Raw genomic sequence first — 22,239 nt, forward strand, 5'->3', positions numbered from 1 at the left:
TCTTGTTTGTTTACGACTTCGTGATCGCTTCGTCGAGGTTCAAAATGACGCTCGCGACGACCGACCAGTCGCCCTTGAGGTCGGTGAGCAGACGCCGCAGACTGGCGATTTCGTCCGTACGCGCCGGACGCGACAGCGCCCACAACATTCCGGTGCCGAGCTTGTGCTCGATGGAGCCCGCCGTGCCCGCCATGCGAGCCCCGAGCGCACGCGACGCCTGCACCATCATGGGGTCGTTCATCAGGGCCAGCGCCTGCATCGGCGTGTTCGTGCGGATGCGGCGGATTGTGCACTCCTCGCGACTCGGCGCGTCGAACGTGCCGAAGCTGGGATAGGGCGAGGTGCGCTTGGCGAAGGTGTAGAGCCCGCGACGATAGAGGTCGGCACCGGTGCTCTGCCGCCAAGTTTCGCCGCTGTAAGGCGTGTTCCAAACGCCATCGGGTTGATGCGGCATCACGCTAGGCCCGCCACGTTTGAGCGACAACAGACCGGCGCTGAAGAGGGCCGTGTCGCGGATCATTTCCGCCTCCATGCGGAAGCGCGGACCCCGCGCCAGTAGCACGTTTTGCGGGTCGTGCTCCAGGGCCGAGGGAGAAACTCGCGATGACTGGCGATACGTCGCCGACATGACGATGGTCTTTAGAAGCCGCTTTTGATCCCAACCGCCGCGCACGAAGTCGGCGGCGAGCCACTCCAGCAGTTCGGGGTGTGAGGGGTCGCTCGCGCGGGTCCCGAAGTCCTCGGTCGTTTCGACGATGCCGCGGCCAAAGACCTGCTCCCAAATGCGATTGACGTGGACCCTCGCGGCCATCGGGTTTTGCGGCGACACCAACCACCGGGCAAGGCCGAGGCGATTCTTCGGCAAACCGGCGGGGGTCGCGCCGAACGTGGCCGGGGTCGCCGGTTGCACCGGCACCGAATCGCCTTTGTATTCGCCGCGCCGCTTAATGTAGGTCTTCGGGATGCCGATGCTCGGGTCGTCGCGCATCACCAGGGTCTTGACCACCGCTTGCTCGGCTTGCCGAATCTGGGCGTCCAGTTGCCTCGCGCGGTCGGGATTGGTCTCGGCTTGGCGAGCAGCGCGGAGTTTCTCGATCGCCTCCCGTTGGCCGGGTTGGTAAACCGGTAGTTCGTCTTCGTACCAGGTCTCCTCAAAGCCCTCGCCGACCTTGCGGACGTTCGGCTTGTTGAAGTACGCGTACATCGCGAAGTAGTCCTTTTGGGTGAGCGGGTCGAACTTGTGGTCGTGGCACCGCGTGCAGGCCATTGTGCTGCCCATAAACGCCGTCGCGGTCGTGTTGACGCGGTCGATCAAAACGTTATACATCGCCTCGCCTTCGTCCACGCCGCCCTCCATATTCTGCATCGTGTTGCGGTTGAACCCGGTCGCGATGCGCTGCTCTTGGGTCGCGTTGGGCAGTAGGTCACCGGCGAGTTGCTCAATCGCAAACTGGTTGTACGGCATGTTCGCGTTCAGGGCATTGACCACCCAATCGCGCCAAGGCCAAATCACGCGCGATTCGTCTTTTTCGAACCCATTGGAGTCGGCGTAGCGGGCCAAATCCAGCCAAGGCCGGGCTTGCCGCACACCGTACTGCGGGCTCGCGAGGAGCCGGTCCACGACCTTTTCGTACGCGCCTGGCGAAGTGTCGCGCAGGAACTCGCGGATGTCCGCCGGACTCGGCGGCAGCCCGGTGATATCCAGCGAGACTCGTCGCAGCAGCGTGTAACGATCGGCGGCCGGGCTCGGTGCGAGCTTTTCGGTGGCGAGCCGTTGGCGCACAAAGGCGTCAATCGGCTGAGTGACGCCCGCAACCTTGGGCACCGCCGGCATGGTCAATGGCCGATACGCCCAATGCTTCGGTTTGGCTCGGGCTTGCGCGGCGAAGCTCGCGCCTTCGTTGATCCAGCGGCGGAGCGTATCGCTTTGCGCGGGGAGCAGCGCCGGGAATCCGCGCGGCATCTGCGGCTTGCCGTCGTAACCCATCACCCGCCGAAACAGGTTGCTCTTTTCGGCATTCCCCGGTGAGAGCTGAGCCAGCAGCTGCTTCGCGTCGCGCAGGTCGAGACCGGCTTTGGGATCGTCGGAGTGGCACGAGTAACACGCGGCCTTAAGGATCGGTTGCACTTCCGTCGCGAAGTCCACGGGGTCGGTGAAGTGCGCGCCCTCACTGATCCATCGCGAGACCAATTCGACTTGCGCCGGAGCCAGGGCTGGGAAGCCTTTGGGCATCAGATTCTTGCCTTTGATTCCACGCAAGGAATGAACAAGCACACTCGCGCCGGGATTGTGGGGCACCACCACTCGTGCGATGCTTTTGGTCGAGGTGAGATTGAGCCCGGCGGCCGGTGATTCGACGCCATGACAGCCGAGGCAATTCGCGCGGAATAGGGGCGCGATCTCGGCATTGAACGAAACGCGCGGCTTGGCGGTCGTGGTCTGCACGGTGGTCGCGGCGATCGGCAAGGCGGCGGCCAACGCCAGTAGTCCGTAGGCGTGTTTCATCGCAGCAGCTTCTCCTTGACCTCGCCGAACACATCGGTGAGTCGGAAGTTGCGACCTTGGAATCGGTAGGTCAGCTTGGTGTGGTCGAGCCCCATCAGGTGCAAAATCGTCGCGTGCAGGTCGTGCACAGTAATCGGGTCGGCGGTGATGTTGTAACCAATATCGTCGGTTTCGCCCACGGTGACTCCCGCCTTGGTGCCGCCGCCCGCCATCCAAATGGTGAACGCCCGACCATGGTGGTCGCGCCCGAGGTAGGTGGACCCGTGCCGCGCCTCGTTCATGGGAGTGCGGCCGAATTCGCCGCCCCAAATGACAAGCGTGTCGTCGAGCATTCCGCGCTGCTTCAGGTCTTTCACCAGCGCGGCGGAGGCTTGGTCTACCTCGCGGCACCGATGCGGGAAGCTGTGCATCAGGTCGTCGCCTTCGCCGGTCCCGTGCGAATCCCATCCGCGGTGATAAAGCTGCACAAATCGCGAGCCGCGCTCCAGCATGCGGCGGGCCAACAGACAGTTGTTCGCGTAGCTCTGCTCGCCGGGTTTGGCGCCGTACATGTCGAGGGTCGCCTGCGATTCCTGCTTGAGGTCCACGAGGTCGGGCACGCTGGACTGCATGCGATACGCCATTTCAAAGGAGTTAATGCGCGTGGCAATCTCCGGGTCGCCCACCATCTCAAAGTTCTGCTGATTCATCTCCTTGAGCGTGTCGAGCGCGCGCCGCCGCATGGCGTCCGAAACGCCATCGGGGTTGTTGAGAAACATCACCGGATCGCCCTTCGCACGGAATTCTGCGCCTTGATAGAGCGTCGGCAGGAAGCCGCTAGACCAAAGGCATTTGCCGCCATCGGGGTTGTTTTGGCCGGAGAGAAGCACCAGGAAGCCGGGCAGGTCCTTCGAGTCGGTGCCCAGGCCGTAGGTCATCCACGAACCCATGCTTGGCCGACCCGGCAAGTGGAACCCGGTGTTCATGAAAATCTGCGCGGGGGCGTGGTTCACCTGCTCGGTGCTCATGCTACGGACAATCGTGATGTCGTCGGCAATCTGGGCGATGTGGGGCAGTACTTCGCTGATCCACGCGCCGCTCTGACCGTGCTGTTTGTACTTATAAGGCGAGCCCAACAGGTTCGGTTTGCCGACGATGAACGGAAACTTCTCGTCCTTGATGTATTCGTCGGGGCACGGCTTCATGTGGTTGGCCATGAGCACCGGCTTCGGCTCGAAGAGGTCGAGCTGCGAAGGGGCACCGGCCATAAACATGAACACCACTCGCTTGGCTTTCGGTGCGAAGTGCGGGCCGCGGACATCGAGCATGCTGGGCGCGGCGAGCGCCTGGCCATCCATAAGGTGCGCAAGGGCGAGCCAGCCGATGCCGTAGCCGACGCGGCTAAACAGTTGCCGGCGGGTCATCAGCTTCATCTCCTCCTCGTTGAGTTCGCGCTGGAGCCAATCCACAACGCTACTTTAGCAGGGTTTTGGATTGGGGGAAAGGGTCAAATCGGGTAATCTATTGGTCATGCCAACTGACTTGACGGCATTTACTTTCCCCATTCGCGGAGAGAAATTGTCGCAGACGGTGGAAGTTCGCGATGTGATTTTTCGCGGCCAATCACCCTACCAATCCATTGAGATTTTTGATACGGAAATCTTCGGGCGCATGCTCCTTTTGGATGGCCACATTCAGCTCACCGAGTTCGATGAAAAGGCCTACCACGAAGGGCTCGTCCAGATTCCGTTGATGAACCTGGACCGTCCGAGCCGCGCCCTCGTGGTCGGCGGAGGCGATGGTGGCGTGATTCGCGAACTGTGCCGAAGCGCGAGCATGACGCACATTGACATGGTTGAAATCGACCAGCTGGTCGTGGATACCTGTCGGCAACATTTGCCTTCGCTGAGCGCGGGCGCATTTGACGATCCACGTGTGCACCTGCACATCGCCGATGCGTTTCCGTTTGTTAAGCAAGACCTTAAACCCTACGACCTTATCGTCGTGGATTCGACGGACACTTACGAAGATGAAGAAGGCGAAATCAGCGAGATGCTCTTCACCAAGGAGTTTTATCAAGACTTAGCTCGTTTGTTGCAGCCGCAAGGGCTGCTTGTCACTCAGGCAGATAACCTGGTTTTCTGCCCCTACTCGCTCGAAGATATTAAGGGACTGTTTGGTCAAGTATTCCCGGTCGTGGAATCGTACCAGGCGCTCGTACCTAGCTTTGGCGGGTTTAGTGGCTACTGCACGGCAAGCCACGGTCGCAAGTTGGACCCCAAGGCCGCCATTCCCGCCGGGATGCAATATCTCAACCCGGTCACTTACTCACTGGCTTTTCAGCCACTCAGTTTCTAATTCATGAATACAGAACCAAAACTCAGAATTCTGCCTTTAGGCGGAAGCGGCGAAATTGGCCGCAATTGCACGGCTGTCATCCAAGGCGATGACATCCTCATCGTCGACTGCGGCCTCTCGTTCCCGAACGAAGAAATGCCCGGCGTTGACATTGTCATCCCCGACTTCACGTTCCTTCGCCAAAACAAGGAGAAGATTCGCGGTCTCGTGTTGACTCACGCGCACGAGGATCACATCGGCGCGGTGAGCTACCTTATGCGCGACATTAAGTGCCCGATCTACGGCGCCGAGTTTACGCTCGCCATGCTCAAAATGAAGCTGGAAGACAAGCTTGACGTGCGTACTCTGGACTTCCAAACTGTGAAGTTCGGCGAAATGGTCAAGGTCGGCAAGCTCGAATTCGAGCTCATCCGCATCACGCACAGCATTCCCGAATCCGGGGCCGTGGCCGTGCACACCGAGCTCGGCGTCGTGCTGTTTACGGGCGACTTCAAGTTCGATTTCTCGCCGGTCGACGGCAAGCTCACCGACATTACGCGGCTGAGCGAACTCGGCAAGCAAGGCGTACTTTGCTTGCTTAGCGACAGCACGAACGTGGATCGTCCGGGCTGGGGTCCTAGCGAAACAACCGTTTCGGCGGGTCTGCAAAAGGCGTTTCTCAACGCGCCGGGCCGCGTGTTGCTCACCACGTTTGCCAGCAACATTCACCGCATGCAACAGGCGTTTACTGTGGCGCACCAAACCGGTCGCAAGGTGGCCGTGGCCGGGCGTCGCATGGAAAACACGATTGACCTTTGCAATAAGCTGAAGTACATCAAGATTCCGGCGGACACGTGGGTGAAGCTCGATCAGACGCACAACATTCCCGATAACAAGCTGGTGATCCTTTCGACCGGAAGCCAAGGCGAGCCGATGGCCGCCCTGAGCCAGATGTCGCGCGAGGAATATAGCCGCTTGCGCCTGAAGGCGGGGGACACGATTGTCTATTCGGCGCGCCCGATTCCCGGGAACGAGGGCGCGATTTGGCGGGTCATCAACCGCTTGTTCCGCTTGGAAGCGAACGTAATTTACGACGACACCGACCCGGTGCACGTGAGCGGACACGCGTATCAAGAGGAGATCAAGATGATGATCAACCTGACGCGGCCGTTCTACCTGGCGCCCGTGCACGGCGAGCCGCGACACCAGTTTGTCTATCGCCAACTCGGGCAGCGCATGGGCTATCCCGACCACCGCATCTTCACCATGACCGACGGCTATCCCTTGGAATTTGATGACAAAGACGCCTGGATGGGTGAGTTGCAGCCCTGCGGTCAAGTGCTGGTGGACAACGCGGGCAACACGGGAATTGACGATGACGTGCTGCGCGATCGCCTTTCGATTGCGAAGGACGGAATCCTCATTCCGATTATCGCTGTTGACGTGGAGCGCGGCGCGATTCTTGGTGCGCCGACGATCGAAACGCGCGGCTTCGCTGGGCCGGACAAGATTGTGCAAGATGCCGTGGAAGTGCTCGCCGAAGCGCTCGACGAGCTTAAGCCGAGCGACTTGCACGACGTGACGAGCGTCAAGCGCGTGGCGGCCGAGACGGTTCGCATCTTCGTGAATCGCAAGGCCAAGATGCGGCCGCTCGTCGTCCCCACAGTGGTGGAGGTCTAAGTCGGCATGCTCACTCCGGAACAGTTTTCCGAACTTCAAGAGGCGCGCGCGAAGCTGGATATGATTCGCAACCACCTCGATCAGCCGCGTCTGAAAAAGCAGATCGCTGAACTGGAGGAGCAAAGCGCAAGCATGACCTTTTGGGATGATCCCACGAGCGCAAACAAGACTCTACAGGTTCTCTCGGGATTAAGAAACCGAGTGGAACCTTATGACAAACTCAGCAAGACTTGCGACGACCTAATTGAGCTAAGCGAACTGCTAAAGTTGGAGCCAAACGAGGAATTAGGAACCGAAGTGGTCCAAATGTCCGCGAAGTTCCTAAAGGACCTGGACGCCTACGAACTCGAAACTCTGCTGAGCGGCGAACACGATGGTCGTAACGCGATCTTGGAAATCAACGCTGGTGCTGGCGGAAGCGAAGCCTGCGACTGGGCGAGCATTCTCTACCGGCTCTACCTGCGCTGGTGCGAGCGCAAAGGCTTTAAGTACGAATTGCTGAGCGAAACCCTCGGCGATGTCACCGGTTACCGCAGCGTGCAGATCATGATCTCGGGCACCAACGCCTACGGCTACCTGAAAGCCGAAGGCGGCGTGCATCGCCTGGTGCGCATTTCGCCGTTCGACAGCGCGGCGCGGCGGCACACGAGCTTTGCCAAAGTCGAGGTTCTGCCCGAAGTCGAGGAGTCCGATGTCGTGATTAACCCCGACGACCTAAAGGTTGAAACCCTCCGCGCCGGTGGCGCGGGCGGTCAGCACGTTAACAAGACGGAATCAGCGGTGCGCCTCACGCACATCCCGACCGGCATCGTCGTCAACTGCCAAAACGAGCGCAGCCAGCACAAAAATCGCGCGGCCGCGATGAGCGTTTTGGCCGCCCGATTGGCCGAGCGCCAGCGACTGATCGACCTCGGCAAAATGAACGATCTGAAGGGCGACAGCGGCCCCGCCGAATGGGGTCGCCAGATTCGCAGCTACGTGCTTCAACCGTATACATTGGTGAAAGATCACCGCACTGGCCACGAAACCGGCAACACCACCGCCGTTTTGGATGGCGACATCGACGGCTTTATCGAGGCGTTCCTCAAGCGTCCGCCGAGCGAAGATTCGTTTATTGAATAGTTAGGAGGCAAATGGTTTCAAAATGTTGGCTGCCCTTGCATTCGTCGCTGCCATGATGGCCAATCCCGTTCCCACCGCGAGTCAGGCGGCCTGGCACGAGCTGGACTACTACGCGTTTGTACACTTTGGCGTGAACGCGTTCACCAATCGCGAATGGGGTCTGGGCAACGAGTCTCCCAGCCTGTTCGCGCCTACCGCTCTCGACACCGATCAGTGGTGCCGGACATTCAAGGGAGCCGGAATGCGCGCCGTGATTCTCACCGCCAAGCATCACGATGGGCTCTGCTTGTGGCCGACCAAGTTTTCTGCCCACAACATCACGCAGAGCGCGGTGCGCGGCGACCTCATTGCCATGCTCCGTAAGTCGTGCGACCGGTATGGCCTGAAACTGGGGTTATATCTCTCGCCGTGGGACCGGTTCCACCCGCTCTATGGCACGCCGGAATACAACGACGCTTACGCCGGACAGTTGGAGGAGATCACCACCAACTATGGCGAGCTATTCGAGGTGTGGTTCGACGGCGCGAACGGCGAAGGGCCGAACGGCAAGCGGCAAGTGTACGATTGGCCGCGATTCCAGGGCATTGTCCGCAAGAATCAGCCGGACGCGGTGATGTTCTCCGACGCCGGGCCGGACATCCGTTGGGTCGGCAACGAGTCGGGCGAGGCGAGCCTGACGAATTGGAACACGGTGCGTAGCGACCGATTCGAAATGGCGACGCCGCACACGGTCGAGCTCGGCACGGGCCACGAGGATGGCGATGTGTGGCGGCCCGCCGAGTGCGATGTCAGCATCCGTCCGGGGTGGTTTTATCACCCTGAGGAGGATAGCAAAGTGAAGAACCTGGCTCAGCTGCGGAGCCTGTGGCTCAAGTCCGTCGGGCGAGGAAGCAACTTGCTCTTGAACGTTCCGCCGGATCGAACCGGCCAAATCGCCGCCCCAGATGTCGCGGCGTTGCAACAGTTCCGCAAGTGGCGCGACGAAACGTTCCGGCCAATCGCCACCACCTCACCCAAAGATGGAAGAGTGAATTTTGGACGAGCGGTGACGGGCAACCTAATCGAACTCCGCGAAGACATGAGTCAAGGGCAGGCGGTGCGCGCATTCCGGCTGGAGGCCAACATCAACAATCAGTGGGTCAAGCTGGCCGAGGGCACAACCATTGGTAATTGCCGCTTGCTTGAAACCCAAGGATTCACCACCAATGAACTGCGAGTGATTGTCCGCGCCAAAACCGGTACGACCGCCAAACTCAAACCGGTTAAAGTATTTATGGACCGATTGGGTTCTAAATAATCATTAGGGTGCCGAACGAAATTACAGCTTCAAATATGGTCGAAGCTTGGCCAGCGTCTTGTCGCCGATGCCCTTGACATCGTTGAGCTGCTCAATCGTGCGGAACCCGCCGATCTGCACGCGGTACTGCAAAATGCGCGTGGCCATAGCCGGGCCGATCCCGGGCAACGATTCCAAATCCGCCTGATTCGCCGTGTTTATGGATATGGGACCGGTCGGTCCCGAATTCCGCGGCGGACTATAGGAAGGGGTCGCCGCGCCATCCGGAACGTAGGTCATCGCCGGTGGAGTCTCTTCGCCGAGGCTCGGAACATAAATCCGCTCGCCATCGCGAACTCGCTTTGCCAAGTTCACGCCATCCTGGTCGGCGTCCTTTCGCAGGCCGCCTGCCTGCGCAACCGCATCCTCCATGCGTGCCCCCGGCGCGAGCTTGTAAGTGCCCGGGTTACGCACGGATCCGCCGATCTGCACCACCATGTCGCCCGGCGAAAAGCGGGTGCTCGTGCCGCCGCCTTTGCTCAACGAAATGCCCGCCAATCCCGCCACCGCGGTTAGCGAAACTAACAGCGTCGAGATCCCCGCTTTTTGGCGTGACGACAAATCCGACATTCAACCTACACTATAGGCCGTCCAACCAACCCAGAAAAAGTGAGGACATGTCTACCAAACTTGCACAAAAAAGACGGCGGGGGAGAGGTCCCGCCGCCGGTGGTCAGAGGGTTACTAGGCACGAGCGAAGTAGTAATACTTCTTGCCGTTCTTCCAAGTTGTCTTGCGCACATACTTCTTACCGTTGTGCCACACGGTGGACCGGTTATAAGCCTTGTAGCGAGCCTGAGCGGCGCGGTTCTTGCTCTTGCGGTCTTCCTCGTATCGGTAGGCCGAATATAGGGCCCCACCCGCACCAAGGAATGTTAGGGTCCCGTTTTTGGTCACCAAGCCAACTAGGCCCAGCAAGCCGGAACCAATTCCGATCTTCTTCCACTCTTCCTTCTTCTGTTCGCGCCGCTTCTCCTCGCGGCTCTGCGCCATCGCGGTGGTGGGCACCGCCGTCAGCAACATACTCGACACGCTCAACAGCGCGATCGATTTGGTTATCGTATTCGAAAACTTCATTTCTTCATACCTCCACTTAGTTAAACGACTCTCGAACCGGCGCAGGGCCGATTCTCACGGATTTCTTAGGGGAGCGGCGGCGAAATTTATGTGGTTTGACCGGTTGGTATAAGAGCCATAATTGGCCTATCGCCATGCTCGAAGAAGCGCATTATCTCGAAACCTGGGCCATCAGCGCCCGCCTGAATCACTACATGCTCGATGGCATCGCGCCCGAGGCGTGGCTGCTCAAGGTGCCGAAGTCCAAGTCGCCGGCGGGGCACTTCGCGCACATTCACAACGTGCGACGGATGTGGCTCAAGTCGGCGGCACCCGAGCAGTTGGAGGGCCTGGACAAACTGGAAGACCCCACCATGGAGGAGGTGCGCGCCCAGCTTACGGCGAGCGACGCCGCCATGACGGTGCTGCTGGAGCAAGGGTTGGCGTCGGGGCGAGTCAAGGGATTCAAGCCGCACCCCATGGGCTACCTCGGCTATCTCATCTCGCACGAGACCTTCCATCGGGCGCAGGTTGAGCTGGCTTTGCGGCAGCTCGGCCACCCGCTCAGCGACAAAGTTGCGTTCGGATTTTGGGAATGGGGTGTGCGTTAGAGCCGTCAGTTCGGTCATAATGAGCGTAGCTCGGCGGGTATAGCTCAGGGGTTAGAGCGCCTCTCTGTGGAAGAGGAGGTCGTGGGTTCGAGACCCATTATCCGCCCCATTTCAATTTTCAAATTTTTGTGGTCATCATTCCCCAGGTTATAAACATTGGGGCGACCTATGATTAGGTCATGTCGCGCATTGTCGTCCCCGAAGCAGAAGCCCTCCTGGAGAAAGAACTCCGGTGCCTCGACAAGGGATTTGTTCGGCTGGTGGACTACATGGGCGGCGACGAGCGCATCGTCCAGGCGGCGCGCGTCAGCTACGGCGCGGGCACCAAGAGCTACCGCCAAGACCGTGGCCTCATCCACTACCTGCTGCGCAACGAGCACACCTCGCCGTTTGAGCAAGTTGTGCTGACCTTCCACTGCAAGATGCCGATTTTCGTGGCGCGCCAATGGGTGCGACACCGGACGGCCCGCCTCAACGAAATCAGCGGCCGGTACTCCATCATGCGCGACGAGTTCTATGTCCCCGAGCCGGGGCAGATGAGCTTCCAAAGTGAAAGTAACAAGCAAGCGCGTTCGGACGAGCAACTCGACCCGGCGCTGGCCCAAACCATGATCGACGAAATGGCCGCCGATCAGCGCCAACTCTACAGCCACTACACGGGCATGATGGAGAGCGGACTCGCCCGCGAAGTCGCGCGCGCAAACTTGCCGCTGTCGCTCTACACCGAGTGGTATTGGCAAATTGACCTGCACAACCTGTTCCGATTCCTTTGGTTGCGGCTCGATGCGCACGCGCAGTACGAAATCCGGGTGTTCGCCGAAGCCATGGCCACGTGCGCGCAAGCCGTCGCGCCACTCGCCTACGAAGCGTTCGAAGAACATCTGGTGGGCAGCGTCAAGTTCAGCCGAGCCGAATCTGCCGCCTTGGCGAACCTCATCGCCGGCAAGCCTCACGGCCTCGACGGGCGCGCGGCGGCGATTTTCGAAGCCAAGCTCGCCAAGATGCAGGTGGCGGAACCAGCCAGCGAAGTGGAAGACCTCGCGCCACCCACAGCCGCCGCGCTGAGCTAGGCGCCGTGGTCATTCTTGGCATCGATCCCGGTCTGGAGCGCATGGGCGTCGGCCTTGTCCGGCGCGTGGGTTCGCGGCTCGAGAACGTGCATCACGAGCTCGTCAAGACGCCGCAGATTCAATTGCCGGATCGTCTGCGCCTCATCGAAGAGCAGCTTTCCGCGGTCATCGCGGCGCACAAACCGGACGCCGTCGCAACCGAGCGGTTGCTGTTTACGGTCAACAAGACCACGGCCATGGATGTGAGCAAGGCGCTCGGCGTGGCTCTGCTCGTCATCAGCAAGTTTGGGCTGCCGTGGACCGAATACTCGCCGCCGGAGATCAAGCAAGCCGTGGTGGGCAATGGCAATGCCGACAAAAAGCAGGTGCAGTTTATGGTGCAACGGTTGCTGAGCCTGCCCGCGCCACCCAAGCCCGACGATGTGGCCGACGCCCTGGCCATCGCGATCACTCACGCATTTCGCACGCGATTTTAGGTCGCGCGTTCATGTAGACTAAAGCGTAGAACACTCGTGCGAAAGCGCAAACTCACCGACCAAGTGCAAGAACGCTTGGCGAACCTGCCCACCAAGCCCGGCTGCTACATCTATTGCGGCGAGGATGGCAATGTGCTGTACGTGGGAAAGGCGATCAATCTGCGGTCGCGGGTGCGTAGCTACTTCCAAGATTCCGCGCGCCACAGCGCGCGCATTGAGCGCCTAGTTCACAAGGTGCGCGACATCGAAACGGTGATCGTGGCGAGCGAGCTCGAAGCGCTGGTGCTGGAATGCAACCTCATCAAGCAGCATCGCCCGCCGTACAACGTGCGGATGCGCGACGACAAAAGCTACCCCTACGTGATGATCACGAAGGAGAACTTTCCGCGCGTCCTGTTCACCCGCAACCCCCGTCGCGGCGCGGGGCGCGTGTTCGGCCCGTTTAGCAGCGCATGGGCGGTGCGCGATTCGCTGCAGTTTCTGCACAAGACCTTCCCGCTGATTCCGTGCGGCAAAAGTTGGAGTGGCCGCGACGAGCAACGCCCCTGTCTTTACTATCATCTGGGCCAGTGTCTTGCGCCGTGCGCCGGATTGGCCGACCGCAAGCAGTACGAGGAGATCATCGCCGAGGTCGAGCGGTTTTTGGCGGGGAAGCACGACGACCTGGTCACCCGCATCGAAAAGCAGATGCGCAAGGCTTCGGAGGACCTCGATTTTGAGCTCGCGGCCAAGCTCCGCGACCGCATTCGAGCGGTGGAGCAGGTGCAAGAGCGGCAGAAGGTGCTCTCCGCCGACGGCAAGGACCGCGACGTCATCGCCGTTGTCAACGACGAGCGCGGCGCGGCGGTGCAGATGCTCTACATCCGCAATGGCAAGCTCATCGGTACCCGGCAATTCATTCTCGATGGCGCGCAGGAAGCCTCGCCGGGCGAAGCCGTTCAAGAGTTTGTGAAGCAATACTACGCCCAAGCGCCCGAGGTCCCGCGCGAGGTTTTGCTGCCGGTCGAAATTGAGGAGCGCCAAATCGTGCAGGCGTGGCTTCGCCAAAAGCGCGGTTCGGCGATCACGGTGGAGGTTCCGCAGGGCGGCGAGAAGCTGCGCCTGCTGGAGATGGCCGCCGACAATGCCGAGCAGGCGCTCACGAGCTATCGGCAAGAAGCTGAGCAAAAAGAAGCCTGGGTCGAAGAAGCGACAACACAACTCGCCGAGGTGTTGGGGCTGCCGACTCCGCCCATGCGCATCGAGGGCTACGACATCTCGAACGTGCAGGGCACAGCCCCGGTCAGCAGCATGGTGGTAGTCGAAAACGGCGAGGCCGCGAAATCGCAGTATCGCAAGTTCGCGATCAAGTATCAGCCGGAGACGCCGAACGACTTTGCGATGATGAACGAGACGCTCATGCGACGTTTGCGCCGGTTCTTGGATGGCGATCCCAAATTCGCCCCGCTGCCCGACCTCATCATGATCGACGGCGGGCAAGGCCAGCTCGGCGCGGCACTCAAGGCTCGCGACGAACTCGGCCTCACGGTACCCATGGTCGGCCTGGCCAAGCGTTTGGAACTCATTATCGTTCCGTTCGCGGTTGGCGAAGGGAAGTATGAGTACAGCGACGTTGAGTTGCCGATGATGTCGCCCGGCCTGCTGTTGCTTCGCCGCTTGCGCGACGAGGCGCACCGATTCGCGCTTTCGTTCCATCGCAAGGTTCGCAGCAAGCGCATGACCGGTTCCGCGCTAGAGGAGATTCCGGGCGTGGGCCCGCGCCGGTTGCGGCTGCTATTGCGAACGTTCGGGTCGCTCGACGCGATCTCAAGGGCGAGCGTGGATGACCTCGCCGCCGTCCCCACCATGACGAAGGGGCTGGCGGAGAGGATCCACAATATCCTCAGCGAAACCTAGGCCGAGTAGAACCCGCGAATCGTCTCGGCGACGTAGGCAACGTCGTCGTTGGTCATCGTCATGTTCATCGGAATCATCAGGCAGCGCTCAAAGAACCGCTCGGTTTTGGGCAGGCTCACCTTGAAGCCAAGGCCCGGCCATTGGTGCACCGCCTTGCCCGACCATTGGATGAGCGTGCCGATATTGTTTTCGCCCAAGTGTGCTTTAAGCTCGTCGCGGCGGTCCGCTTCAATTTCGTAGTTTTGGTAAACGTCAAAGTGGTCCGGGTCGGCGTCGGGCGCGGGCGGCAAGGTCAGTTGCTCCATGTCGCCCAACAGCGACTGGTAGAGCCCGGCGATTTCGCGGCGACGCGCGATGACCTCGTCGTAGGTCGCGAGTTGGAAGTTAAGAATCGCGGCCTGCATGTTATCCAGGCGCGAATTGAAGCCCCACGTGCGAATCTCGCCATCCGCGCGGCGACCGTGGTCGCGAAGCATGGTCACCTTATCGGCGACCTCGTCGTCGTTGGTGACGAGTCCGCCGCCATCGCCGAAGCACCCGAGCACCTTGGCCGGATAGAAACTAAACGTGCCGGCCGCGCCGAAGGTACCCGCCGAGCGACCCTTCCACTTGGAGCCAAGTCCTTGCGCGGCATCCTCGACAATGAACAAGCCGTGCTGATCGCACACTGCCTGAATCGCGTCCATATTGCAGGTGCGGCCGTTCACTTGGACGGGGCAAATCGCCTTGGTTTTGCTGGTGATATGGCGCTCCAGATCGGTGTGATCCATCATGTGGTCGGCGCCCATTTCCACCGGCACCGGCACTCCGCCCGCCATCGCGATCGCGCTGGGCGTGGCCACCATGGTGTGGCTCGGGAACAGGACTTCGTCGCCTTGCTTGAGGCCCCCGGCCATCAGGCCAATCTGAATCGCGTCGGTGCCATTGGCCAGGCCAAACGCGTGCTTTGCGCCGACAAACTTCGCAAGGTTTGCCTCGAAATCGAAGACATCCTTTTGCATGATGAACGCGCCGCGATCGAGCACGTCGCCCATGATCTCCATGAACTTTTCGCGGTCCTTGGCAAAGGCACCTCGGTAGTTAAAAAAGGGAACGCTGGGCTTTTGGGGAGCGAGAGACATGCCCTCTATTTTACTTGGTTGACCGGCGCGGGCGACACAATTGGCGCGGGCTGGCTCGCCCGGTAGATGCCGTATCCGGCGAGAGCCATCGCGATGACGGCGACAAAGGCCGTCATTCCGCGCTCAGCGGGTGCCATGCGGAACTCCTTCCAGTTGACGATGAGGCACGTGAGGCCGATGGGGAGCAGCGCCGGAAGTTGCCCCAGGCTCACCGGCCCCAGCGAGAACTCGCCGAGGTACAGCACGATCAGCATATAGGCCAACAGCGTGATGCACGTCCACTTGAGCGTGGCGCGCGCGCGCATGTCGAACCGAAAGATCGTGACGAACAGCAGGCCGATGATGAAGAAATCGGCGGGGCCAACGTACGCCGCCGGGCCGATGCCGAACGTGGGAATTTGGTACGCCGCCGCCTGAAACACCTCCGGCTTTTGCTTAAGAATGACCTGCGTAATCGAGGTCGGGTTAAAAATCAGGAACATGTCGAACCCGGCGAGGAAAATCGCGATCGGCGGAATCAGGTTCTTGTCTTTGATGATCGAGGCGACGAGGCCGCCGAGACCGGTTGTCCAGCAACTCAGCCCGGCCATGGCCAACGATTCCAGCACGACCTTGCCGAAGCTCGGCTGCTTGCCCATGGCCTGACTCGCCAACACGCCAAGCACATGCAGCGCCACTCCGACGAGGAACAGAACCAACGAGCGGCTCACGTTGAGCCACCGCGCGGCGACAAATGTGGCTACGATCGGCCCGATCAAAAAGAGCGCGGTGACCAGCACCTGACCGATGTGCGCCACCACGGGGTTGGTGACGGCTATTTGGTCCACGATGAGACGGAGCACAAACAGACCCCCGATGAGGGCGAAGTAGCGACCCCACTCGGGCCGGGGCAAAGTCTCGGCGGATTGCACGAGTCGAGAATACCGCCCTAAAGAAACCGCGATAAATGCCCAAGAATCTGAATTGCACCCGTTTACTCGGAGGCAAAAAACCTCAAGTGGATTCTTAGGAATGGATACCGAAAAGTTCGAATGTCTCGCCGCGCAAGCGTTGGTTGGCCGCTATCTGGCGGGTGACGACCTGCCGGCGGAGCAACAATCCGAGTTGGAAACGCACCTCGCGGCGTGTCCGGATTGCACGACCTTGCTTGAGGAAAAGCGCGCAGAGCTCATGCGAGAGCTCGCCAACAACAACGACTCGGCCACGCCTTCGCCCGCCACTGCCGAGCCTATTTCCGACGGAAACGAGGTCCTCAGCGCCGATCAAATCGCGGCGATGATGGATGCCGCCAACGCCGCCCCGGTCGCTGATCCACTCCCGGATGTCGATGACAACGCTGTATTGACGCCGGACCAGATCGCGGCGATGATGGACGCCGCGAACGCGGAGCCGGTCGCCGACAATACCGCTCTGAGCGCCGACCAGATTGCGGCCATGCTCGAACCCGAACCCATCACCGCCACGAGCAACAGCGCGGTGGAGATTGTTTTCGACGAAGAAGAATTGCCCACGGCGAACGTCGCCGCCGCTCCTGAGCCCGTGGTCGCCGCGGCCCCCGCGCCGGTGACTCCGACCGTGAGCGACGCCGAAACCGACGCGATTTTGAATGGCGGGATTGACGATTCTCACCTCGACGATTTGCTCGCCAACATTCCGCTACCCGTCGCCGCTCCGGTGGTGGAGGAAGTTGCGGTGGCCAACGAAGACGCCATTCCGGTGGTGGCCGAAGCCCCGGAAGAGCCGAAGGAAGAAAAGCCCAAAGTTCGCATCCGTGTGGAAGGGTTGCCTATTCTGCTTGGCAAGAATCTCAAGACCATGGCCTATTCGGCCAGCCTCGGTTTGGTGCTGGTCGCCATGACGACCTTCGCCAAGAATCCGAGCACCATTTTCGGTGAACGCGCAGTGCCGCCGACAGATGGCGCTGCCCACGGTCAGGAAGCTCCGAAGACTGACGAACACAAGCCCGACGAGCACAAACCCGACGAGCATGCCGAACCCAAAACTGATGCTCACGGTGAAGAGCCGAAAACCGATGAGCACGCTGAGCCCAAAACGGATGAGCATGCGACGGAACCAAAAACGGACGAGCATGCCGAAGAGCCGGTGAAAACCGACGCTCACGCCGAAGCCGATCCGCACGCCGAAGAAGACCCCAGCGCCGCCATGAAAGCGCGCATGAACAAGTTTGCCAGTGCCTCGGAAAAGGCGGCTGCTGCCGAAACCGCTCACGGCGATGAGCACGCTCCGGAGCCAAAGAAGGCGCCCAAGGCCACGCCGAGCGTCTCGCAGGAGAACAGCTACATGGTTGCTCGCGAAGGCAGCACAACCCACAAACCGCAAACTGGCCACAAGAAGGAAGTCAGCCACAAACCGACCGCGCCGAAGACCAGCGTGCGTCGCAAACCGGCCACCTCTCACGCCGCGCCCAAGCGAACGACGGCCAAAAAGCCCGTCGCCAAAAAGCCGAGCGCACCGAAACCCTCAGGCGGCGGACTCAAGATTTACGACGAACACGGGAATCCGATCAACTAACCTCATGAAGACTCTAACCAAGTTCATTGCCCTGCTCGCGCTGACCATGTCGGCCGGCGCTGGGCTCGCTCAAGCCGACGTCAAGATTGACCAGGGCACGATCACCATCAGCTCGCGAGGCCGCGACGTCCGTGAGATTCTGCACGACCTCTTTATTCAAGCGGGCCGCAGCTACGTGGTCGAGCACAACGTCAAAGGCTCGCTTTTTCTCGCTCTGCGAGGCATGGAGTTTGACGAGGTTCTCGAGGTGATTTGCAAGCAGTCGAGTTTGGACTACACGCTCAAAAACGACATCTACTTCTTCACGCAAAAGGCGGGCAACAAGCCCAGCCCGCACGCGCCGACGACGGCAGCCCCGGCGGCCAAACCGACCGGTCGCCTTAACGCAACGGTGCTCAAGAAAACGGTGAACACCAACTTTCTGCGGACGGACCTGCGCACGATTGCGGCGGAACTTGGCAAGCAAACGGGCGTGACGATTACGATCCACGCGGACGTGCCGAAGTACGCGCTCGACCTCGTGCTGAAGAAGTCATCGCTCGGTTACGGCCTCAAGATGATCACCGAAGCCCTAACTCTACAAACCGTGTTCACCGAGACCGGCACGATCAATCTCGTCCCGGCGACCGCGAAAACGGACAAACACTAAGCGCGCCAAAGCGCTCGGATTCCTGACCCGGAAAGGAAGGCCCCCGCTAGGAGCATGATGATGCTCATCGGCGTGGGGCCGTCTTCTTGTTTCCAAAGCTGCCATCCGCCGCTGAGGCTGAGCACACCGCAGGCGACCAGCAGAATGTTCACGGCGCGCCACGAGAACATGCGCCATCGGGCAAAAAACCGCCTCACTTTCCGAGTTTTACCGTTTGGCTAAGATTCCGCGCAAAACGCGCCAACAATAAACTGCAAGGAATGGCAAAACAAACCCCGAAGATTCCGGACGAGCGCAAACAGGCGCGGCTATTGGGCTATCTCAGCATCCTGGCCACGGCAACCCTGATTGCGAGTCTCGCGGTGCTCGGCCTGACCACGCTTTGGTTCAATCGAACCAGCCACAGCCAAGCCAAATTCCTCACCCTCTTGGAGCGACAACACGCCGGGGCCGAACGCCTGAGCAAGCAAGCCATGGTCGTTTCGGAATCGCGCCGATCGCCGCGCACTCGCGGCGTCGCAGTAACGCCCAAGTACGGCGCCAAGACCCTCGACAAGTTCGTGAGCGAACTCGGCGAGTGGCAAAGCCGCCAAAAGATTTTAGTGCTGGGTGATGCCAGCATCGGGCTCGAAACGCCGCCCAGCACCTTGTTTGGCGCGGCTTTCGCCGAGAGCGACAAGTATTACGCCAAGCTCGTCGAGGGCTTTACCTTCCTGCGCGAGAACCCGACCGCTGACGGCGACACGCCGGCCTTGCGCTCGAAACTCGCCGAGATGGCCAAGGTCACCGACCCGTTCCGCGACTCGCTGCGCAAGGTCGCCGACGTCATGGAAGGCGAAATCAAGAAGCGCGACGCGCTCTACGCCAAGATCACGGTCGCGTGCTCATTGCCGATCATCATCACGCTTTTGTTTATCGTGTTCGTGATGACCAAGGGCAACCTTGCTCGCCTGAACCGGGCGATTCGTGAGCTCGAAGGCGCGAAGGGCAAACTGGCCGATTCGCTTAGCGAGGCCAAGACGGCGCTTAACCTCTCGCACATGGCGAGTCGCCGCTTTGAACAACTTTTTGCCGGTCTGCCGATTGGATGTTTTACCTGCGACGCGCACGGGGTGATCTACGAGTGGAATACCGCCGCCGAACAACTTACCGGTTTCGCGCCGTTTGAGGTCTACATGAAGTCCATTTACGAAACAGTGTATGCCGGCGGCGATCACCAACTGATCCGCGGCTACATTGACCGCGTGATGGCGGGCGAAGAAATCAACGGCGTCGAGATGGAAGAAACCCGCAAGGACGGAAGCCGCTACACCGCCATGGTGAACCTGCTGCCGATGAAGGGCGCAAGCGGCGCCATCAGCAGCGTCATCATCGCCAACGCCGACATCACGGCCCTGAAGATTCGCGAGCACGAACTCGCCGAGAGCCGCGAAGAACTGCGCACGCTCAACCTTAAGCTGACCGCGCTCGCGACCACCGACGGCCTGACCGGCCTCATGAATCACCGCGCGTTCCAAGAGACCCTCGAGCGCAGTTACAAGGAGACGCAAGTCACGAGCGGCGATCTGAGCCTTGTGCTGCTGGACGTGGACCGCTTTAAGCAGTTTAACGACGAGTTTGGTCACCCCGCCGGCGACGCCGTATTGCGGCAAGTCGCCAAGATTCTCGCCCAAACCATCGGCGACAAAGGCTACGTGGCCCGCTACGGTGGCGAAGAGTTTGTCGTGATTCTGCCCGGCATGCCGGCCCAGACCGCGATGCAAGTGACGGAACTCGCCCGAGTAGCTCTGGAGCAGGCGACGTGGCCGAACCGAGAAGTCACGGCGAGCTTTGGTGTGGCCACGCTTGGCGCGGCCTACTCGCAGCCGAGCGAGCTGATTCGCGATGCCGACCAGGCGCTGTATGCCTCCAAGGCGGGTGGTCGAAACCAAGTCACGCATTTTGACCAGCGAAAAGAATCGGTGGCTTAACCCCGCCTTAACCATCGGTTAGTACAGTGAATTCAGCCCTTTCGTTGGGCGGCGTAGCTTGACAACCGATCTTCCATGTAAAATGCGAACTCTAGTAGGAGTTCACATTGGGTAGCGCATACACGCCAGGTTTAACCGTCAGCGGAGACGTCATTGTCCGCCGCGTCCGTCGTCTTCCGATTAAGGGGGAAGTCTTGGTCAAAGTTGGCGACCATGTGACGAGCGACTCGGCTGTGGCGCGAGCCCTCTTGCCAGGCCTCTTGCAGACGATGAAGATCGCCGACCTCCTCGGGGTAGAAGCCAAGGAAGCGCGGCCATTTCTCGAAGTGAAGGAAGGCGACAAGCTCGAAAAAGGGCAGTTGCTTTGCGAAACCAAGGGATTCTTCGGCCTCGGCAAACGCAAGGTGCTGGCCGAGTTTGAAGGCACCATCGAATCCATGTCGGATATCACCGGCAACATGCTGATTCGCGAGGCCCCGATTCCGGTGGACATTTCCGCCTACGTCGATGGCAAGGTCGCCGAGGTGATTGACGGCGAAGGCGCGATTATCGAAACGCGCGGCGCACTGGTGCAAGGAATCTTTGGCATCGGCGGCGAACGCAACGGCCCGATCCGGTGCGCGGCCAGCGGGCCAGACCAGATTCTGGAGCCCGAGCACATCCACGACACGGATAAGGGCAAGATCCTTATCGGCGGCGCGGGAATCACGTTCAGCGCGATGAAGAAGGCCGACGAGCTCGGCGTCATCGGCATCATTGTCGGCGGCATCAAGGATAGCGACCTCACCCACTTTTTAGGCTACGACATTGGCGTGGCCATCACCGGCCAAGAGCCCATCAACACCACGCTCGTGGTGACTGAAGGCTTCGGCTACCTCAACATGGCAGATCGGACGTTCAAGCTACTCCAATCGATGGAAGGGCGAACAGCGAGCATCAATGGTGCGACTCAGATTCGAGCGGGTGTTATCCGACCGGAAATGATTAGCCCCGATTCCTCGCTATCTGGAGATGCCCGCGCAGCAGGGGGCGCCTTGGAACTAAAGATCGGTACGCCGATCCGGGTGATTCGCGAACCGTATTTCGGTCGCCTCGGAACCGTCACCGGGCTGCCTGCGCAGCTCATGGTGGTGGAGTCGGGGACAGAAGTACGGGTGTTGCAAGCGAAGCTCGACAATGGTGACGAGGCCCTAGTGCCGCGCGCCAATGTTGAGATTATCGCGACATGAAAGTCCTGCTCGTAGAAGACGAACCCACCATCGTAGAAACCGTGTCCCTGAAGCTTCGCCGCGAAGGGTACACGGTTTTTTCGTGCCCGACCGCCGAGGAAGGCATGCGGATTCATCGCCAGGTGAAACCCGACTTGCTGCTGCTGGATGCCATGCTTCCGCAGCGCAGCGGCTTTGAACTGTGCCGCGCCATCCGCAAAGAGAGCCAGGTGCCGATCATTTTTCTCACCGCGCGGGCCAGCGATTCCGACCGCGTGACGGGCCTGGAAATGGGCGCCGACGACTATATCACCAAGCCATTTAATCTGGCCGAGCTCGCGGCCCGCGTGAAGGCCGTGCTGCGGCGCACGAATTCGGACAAGCCCGTGGACGCCGTCGAAAGCGGCAACCTGCGCCTGGATCCGAGCCGACACGAGGCCATGATGGATGGCAAGCCGCTGGACCTTTCGCCGAAGGAGTTTCAGCTGCTCTACTTTCTAATGCGCTATCCCGGCCAGGTGTTTGGTCGCGACACGCTTCTCGACCGCGTGTGGGGTCAGGACGCCTTTGTGAGTCCGCGAACCGTGGACGTGCACGTGCGGTGGTTGCGGCAACGCATCGAGCCGGATGCCGCCAATCCGGTGCGGATCATTACGATTCGTGGCGTCGGCTACCGATTTACCGCCTAAG

20 protein-coding genes and 1 tRNA gene are annotated in these 22,239 nt (G+C 60.4%); 14 read left to right on the top strand and 7 right to left on the bottom strand.

Annotated elements, in window-relative coordinates:
- Positions 1–10: 10 nt before the first annotated feature.
- Together JNJ45_00520 and JNJ45_00525 are read right to left on the bottom strand one after the other, a co-directional pair.
- Positions 11–2,506: a DUF1553 domain-containing protein gene (locus tag JNJ45_00520; GenBank protein MBL8047142.1), complete on the bottom strand. Its 2,496-nt coding sequence runs from the start codon at positions 2,504–2,506 to the stop codon at positions 11–13.
- Complete coding sequence (locus JNJ45_00525) at positions 2,503–3,954, bottom strand: DUF1501 domain-containing protein (protein MBL8047143.1); 1,452 nt, start codon at positions 3,952–3,954, stop codon at positions 2,503–2,505. Before JNJ45_00525 ends, JNJ45_00520 begins: the two co-directional genes overlap by 4 nt.
- Positions 3,955–4,015: 61 nt before the next feature.
- On the opposite strand from JNJ45_00525, the gene JNJ45_00530 reads away from it, so the two are divergent.
- The 4 genes from JNJ45_00530 to JNJ45_00545 are packed head-to-tail and all read left to right on the top strand — an operon-like array spanning position 4,016 to position 8,921.
- The gene (locus JNJ45_00530) at positions 4,016–4,843 is read left to right on the top strand and encodes a hypothetical protein (protein MBL8047144.1); all 828 of its coding nucleotides are present in this window, start codon (positions 4,016–4,018) and stop codon (positions 4,841–4,843) included.
- A 3-nt stretch (positions 4,844–4,846) separates the two neighbouring features.
- The gene (locus tag JNJ45_00535) at positions 4,847–6,502 is read left to right on the top strand and encodes a ribonuclease J (GenBank protein MBL8047145.1); all 1,656 of its coding nucleotides are present in this window, start codon (positions 4,847–4,849) and stop codon (positions 6,500–6,502) included.
- Between the two features lie 6 nt (positions 6,503–6,508).
- Positions 6,509–7,624 carry a peptide chain release factor 2 gene (gene prfB, locus JNJ45_00540; protein MBL8047146.1) on the top strand — a complete coding sequence of 372 codons (1,116 nt, stop codon included), beginning with the start codon at positions 6,509–6,511 and terminating at the stop codon, positions 7,622–7,624.
- A 22-nt stretch (positions 7,625–7,646) separates the two neighbouring features.
- A complete protein-coding gene (locus JNJ45_00545) occupies positions 7,647–8,921 on the top strand; it encodes an alpha-L-fucosidase (GenBank protein ID MBL8047147.1) in 1,275 nt (424 codons plus the stop codon).
- A gap of 21 nt (positions 8,922–8,942) precedes the next feature.
- On the opposite strand, the gene JNJ45_00550 is transcribed toward JNJ45_00545, so the two are convergent.
- Positions 8,943–9,530, bottom strand: a complete 588-nt coding sequence (locus JNJ45_00550) for a helix-hairpin-helix domain-containing protein (GenBank protein ID MBL8047148.1) — start codon at positions 9,528–9,530, stop codon at positions 8,943–8,945.
- Between the two features lie 114 nt (positions 9,531–9,644).
- Positions 9,645–10,037 (bottom strand): hypothetical protein, encoded by a 393-nt coding sequence (locus JNJ45_00555; protein ID MBL8047149.1) that lies wholly within the window; start codon positions 10,035–10,037, stop codon positions 9,645–9,647.
- A gap of 134 nt (positions 10,038–10,171) precedes the next feature.
- Between JNJ45_00555 and JNJ45_00560 the strand changes: the two genes are divergently transcribed.
- The 5 genes from JNJ45_00560 to uvrC all read left to right on the top strand — a co-directional run bounded on the left by JNJ45_00560 (position 10,172) and on the right by uvrC (position 14,069).
- On the top strand, positions 10,172–10,627 hold the full coding sequence (locus JNJ45_00560) for a DinB family protein (protein ID MBL8047150.1): 456 nt from the start codon (positions 10,172–10,174) through the stop codon (positions 10,625–10,627).
- 33 nt (positions 10,628–10,660) lie between these two features.
- Positions 10,661–10,736: transfer RNA gene (locus JNJ45_00565), tRNA-His, on the top strand.
- Between the two features lie 70 nt (positions 10,737–10,806).
- Complete coding sequence (locus JNJ45_00570) at positions 10,807–11,697, top strand: FAD-dependent thymidylate synthase (GenBank protein ID MBL8047151.1); 891 nt, start codon at positions 10,807–10,809, stop codon at positions 11,695–11,697.
- A gap of 5 nt (positions 11,698–11,702) precedes the next feature.
- The gene (ruvC, locus tag JNJ45_00575; GenBank protein ID MBL8047152.1) at positions 11,703–12,173 is read left to right on the top strand and encodes a crossover junction endodeoxyribonuclease RuvC; all 471 of its coding nucleotides are present in this window, start codon (positions 11,703–11,705) and stop codon (positions 12,171–12,173) included.
- A gap of 36 nt (positions 12,174–12,209) precedes the next feature.
- Positions 12,210–14,069: an excinuclease ABC subunit UvrC gene (gene uvrC / locus JNJ45_00580; protein MBL8047153.1), complete on the top strand. Its 1,860-nt coding sequence runs from the start codon at positions 12,210–12,212 to the stop codon at positions 14,067–14,069.
- On the opposite strand, the gene JNJ45_00585 is transcribed toward uvrC, so the two are convergent.
- On the bottom strand, positions 14,066–15,190 hold the full coding sequence (locus JNJ45_00585; GenBank protein MBL8047154.1) for a DegT/DnrJ/EryC1/StrS family aminotransferase: 1,125 nt from the start codon (positions 15,188–15,190) through the stop codon (positions 14,066–14,068). The two genes, uvrC and JNJ45_00585, sit on opposite strands and share 4 nt — an antisense overlap.
- A 5-nt stretch (positions 15,191–15,195) precedes the next feature.
- Positions 15,196–16,101 carry a hypothetical protein gene (locus JNJ45_00590; GenBank protein MBL8047155.1) on the bottom strand — a complete coding sequence of 302 codons (906 nt, stop codon included), beginning with the start codon at positions 16,099–16,101 and terminating at the stop codon, positions 15,196–15,198.
- Positions 16,102–16,201: 100 nt separating this feature from the next.
- Here JNJ45_00590 and JNJ45_00595 point away from each other — a divergent pair, with 100 nt between their 5' ends.
- Positions 16,202–17,722: a zf-HC2 domain-containing protein gene (locus JNJ45_00595; protein MBL8047156.1), complete on the top strand. Its 1,521-nt coding sequence runs from the start codon at positions 16,202–16,204 to the stop codon at positions 17,720–17,722.
- A gap of 4 nt (positions 17,723–17,726) precedes the next feature.
- Positions 17,727–18,371: a hypothetical protein gene (locus JNJ45_00600; protein MBL8047157.1), complete on the top strand. Its 645-nt coding sequence runs from the start codon at positions 17,727–17,729 to the stop codon at positions 18,369–18,371.
- On the opposite strand, the gene JNJ45_00605 is transcribed toward JNJ45_00600, so the two are convergent.
- Positions 18,368–18,568, bottom strand: coding sequence for a hypothetical protein (locus JNJ45_00605; GenBank protein ID MBL8047158.1), 201 nt, complete (start codon positions 18,566–18,568; stop codon positions 18,368–18,370). The genes JNJ45_00600 and JNJ45_00605 overlap by 4 nt on opposite strands.
- Positions 18,569–18,631: 63 nt before the next feature.
- On the opposite strand from JNJ45_00605, the gene JNJ45_00610 reads away from it, so the two are divergent.
- The 3 genes from JNJ45_00610 (at position 18,632) to JNJ45_00620 (ending at position 22,238) form a co-directional block, all read left to right on the top strand.
- On the top strand, positions 18,632–20,341 hold the full coding sequence (locus tag JNJ45_00610) for a sensor domain-containing diguanylate cyclase (protein MBL8047159.1): 1,710 nt from the start codon (positions 18,632–18,634) through the stop codon (positions 20,339–20,341).
- 107 nt (positions 20,342–20,448) lie between these two features.
- Positions 20,449–21,570 carry a hypothetical protein gene (locus JNJ45_00615; GenBank protein ID MBL8047160.1) on the top strand — a complete coding sequence of 374 codons (1,122 nt, stop codon included), beginning with the start codon at positions 20,449–20,451 and terminating at the stop codon, positions 21,568–21,570.
- Positions 21,567–22,238, top strand: coding sequence for a response regulator transcription factor (locus JNJ45_00620; GenBank protein MBL8047161.1), 672 nt, complete (start codon positions 21,567–21,569; stop codon positions 22,236–22,238). Before JNJ45_00615 ends, JNJ45_00620 begins: the two co-directional genes overlap by 4 nt.
- The last annotated feature ends 1 nt before the right edge of the window (position 22,239 follow it).

Source organism: Chthonomonas sp. (genome assembly GCA_016788425.1).
In the GTDB taxonomy this organism is placed as follows: Bacteria; Armatimonadota; Fimbriimonadia; order Fimbriimonadales; family Fimbriimonadaceae; genus JAEURQ01.

What these genes read in the sequence shown, in the direction of transcription:
- JNJ45_00530 (MBL8047144.1), top strand. Translation starts at nt 4,016, where the DNA reads ATGCCAACTGACTTGACGGCATTTACTTTCCCCATTCGCGGAGAGAAA.
- JNJ45_00570 (MBL8047151.1), top strand. Translation starts at nt 10,807, where the DNA reads ATGTCGCGCATTGTCGTCCCCGAAGCAGAAGCCCTCCTGGAGAAAGAA.
- JNJ45_00610 (MBL8047159.1), top strand. Translation starts at nt 18,632, where the DNA reads ATGGCAAAACAAACCCCGAAGATTCCGGACGAGCGCAAACAGGCGCGG.
- JNJ45_00595 (MBL8047156.1), top strand. Translation starts at nt 16,202, where the DNA reads ATGGATACCGAAAAGTTCGAATGTCTCGCCGCGCAAGCGTTGGTTGGC.
- JNJ45_00520 (MBL8047142.1), bottom strand. Translation starts at nt 2,506, where the DNA reads ATGAAACACGCCTACGGACTACTGGCGTTGGCCGCCGCCTTGCCGATC.
- JNJ45_00620 (MBL8047161.1), top strand. Translation starts at nt 21,567, where the DNA reads ATGAAAGTCCTGCTCGTAGAAGACGAACCCACCATCGTAGAAACCGTG.
- JNJ45_00560 (MBL8047150.1), top strand. Translation starts at nt 10,172, where the DNA reads ATGCTCGAAGAAGCGCATTATCTCGAAACCTGGGCCATCAGCGCCCGC.
- JNJ45_00555 (MBL8047149.1), bottom strand. Translation starts at nt 10,037, where the DNA reads ATGAAGTTTTCGAATACGATAACCAAATCGATCGCGCTGTTGAGCGTG.
- JNJ45_00600 (MBL8047157.1), top strand. Translation starts at nt 17,727, where the DNA reads ATGAAGACTCTAACCAAGTTCATTGCCCTGCTCGCGCTGACCATGTCG.
- JNJ45_00545 (MBL8047147.1), top strand. Translation starts at nt 7,647, where the DNA reads ATGTTGGCTGCCCTTGCATTCGTCGCTGCCATGATGGCCAATCCCGTT.
- JNJ45_00585 (MBL8047154.1), bottom strand. Translation starts at nt 15,190, where the DNA reads ATGTCTCTCGCTCCCCAAAAGCCCAGCGTTCCCTTTTTTAACTACCGA.
- JNJ45_00550 (MBL8047148.1), bottom strand. Translation starts at nt 9,530, where the DNA reads ATGTCGGATTTGTCGTCACGCCAAAAAGCGGGGATCTCGACGCTGTTA.
- prfB (MBL8047146.1), top strand. Translation starts at nt 6,509, where the DNA reads ATGCTCACTCCGGAACAGTTTTCCGAACTTCAAGAGGCGCGCGCGAAG.
- JNJ45_00535 (MBL8047145.1), top strand. Translation starts at nt 4,847, where the DNA reads ATGAATACAGAACCAAAACTCAGAATTCTGCCTTTAGGCGGAAGCGGC.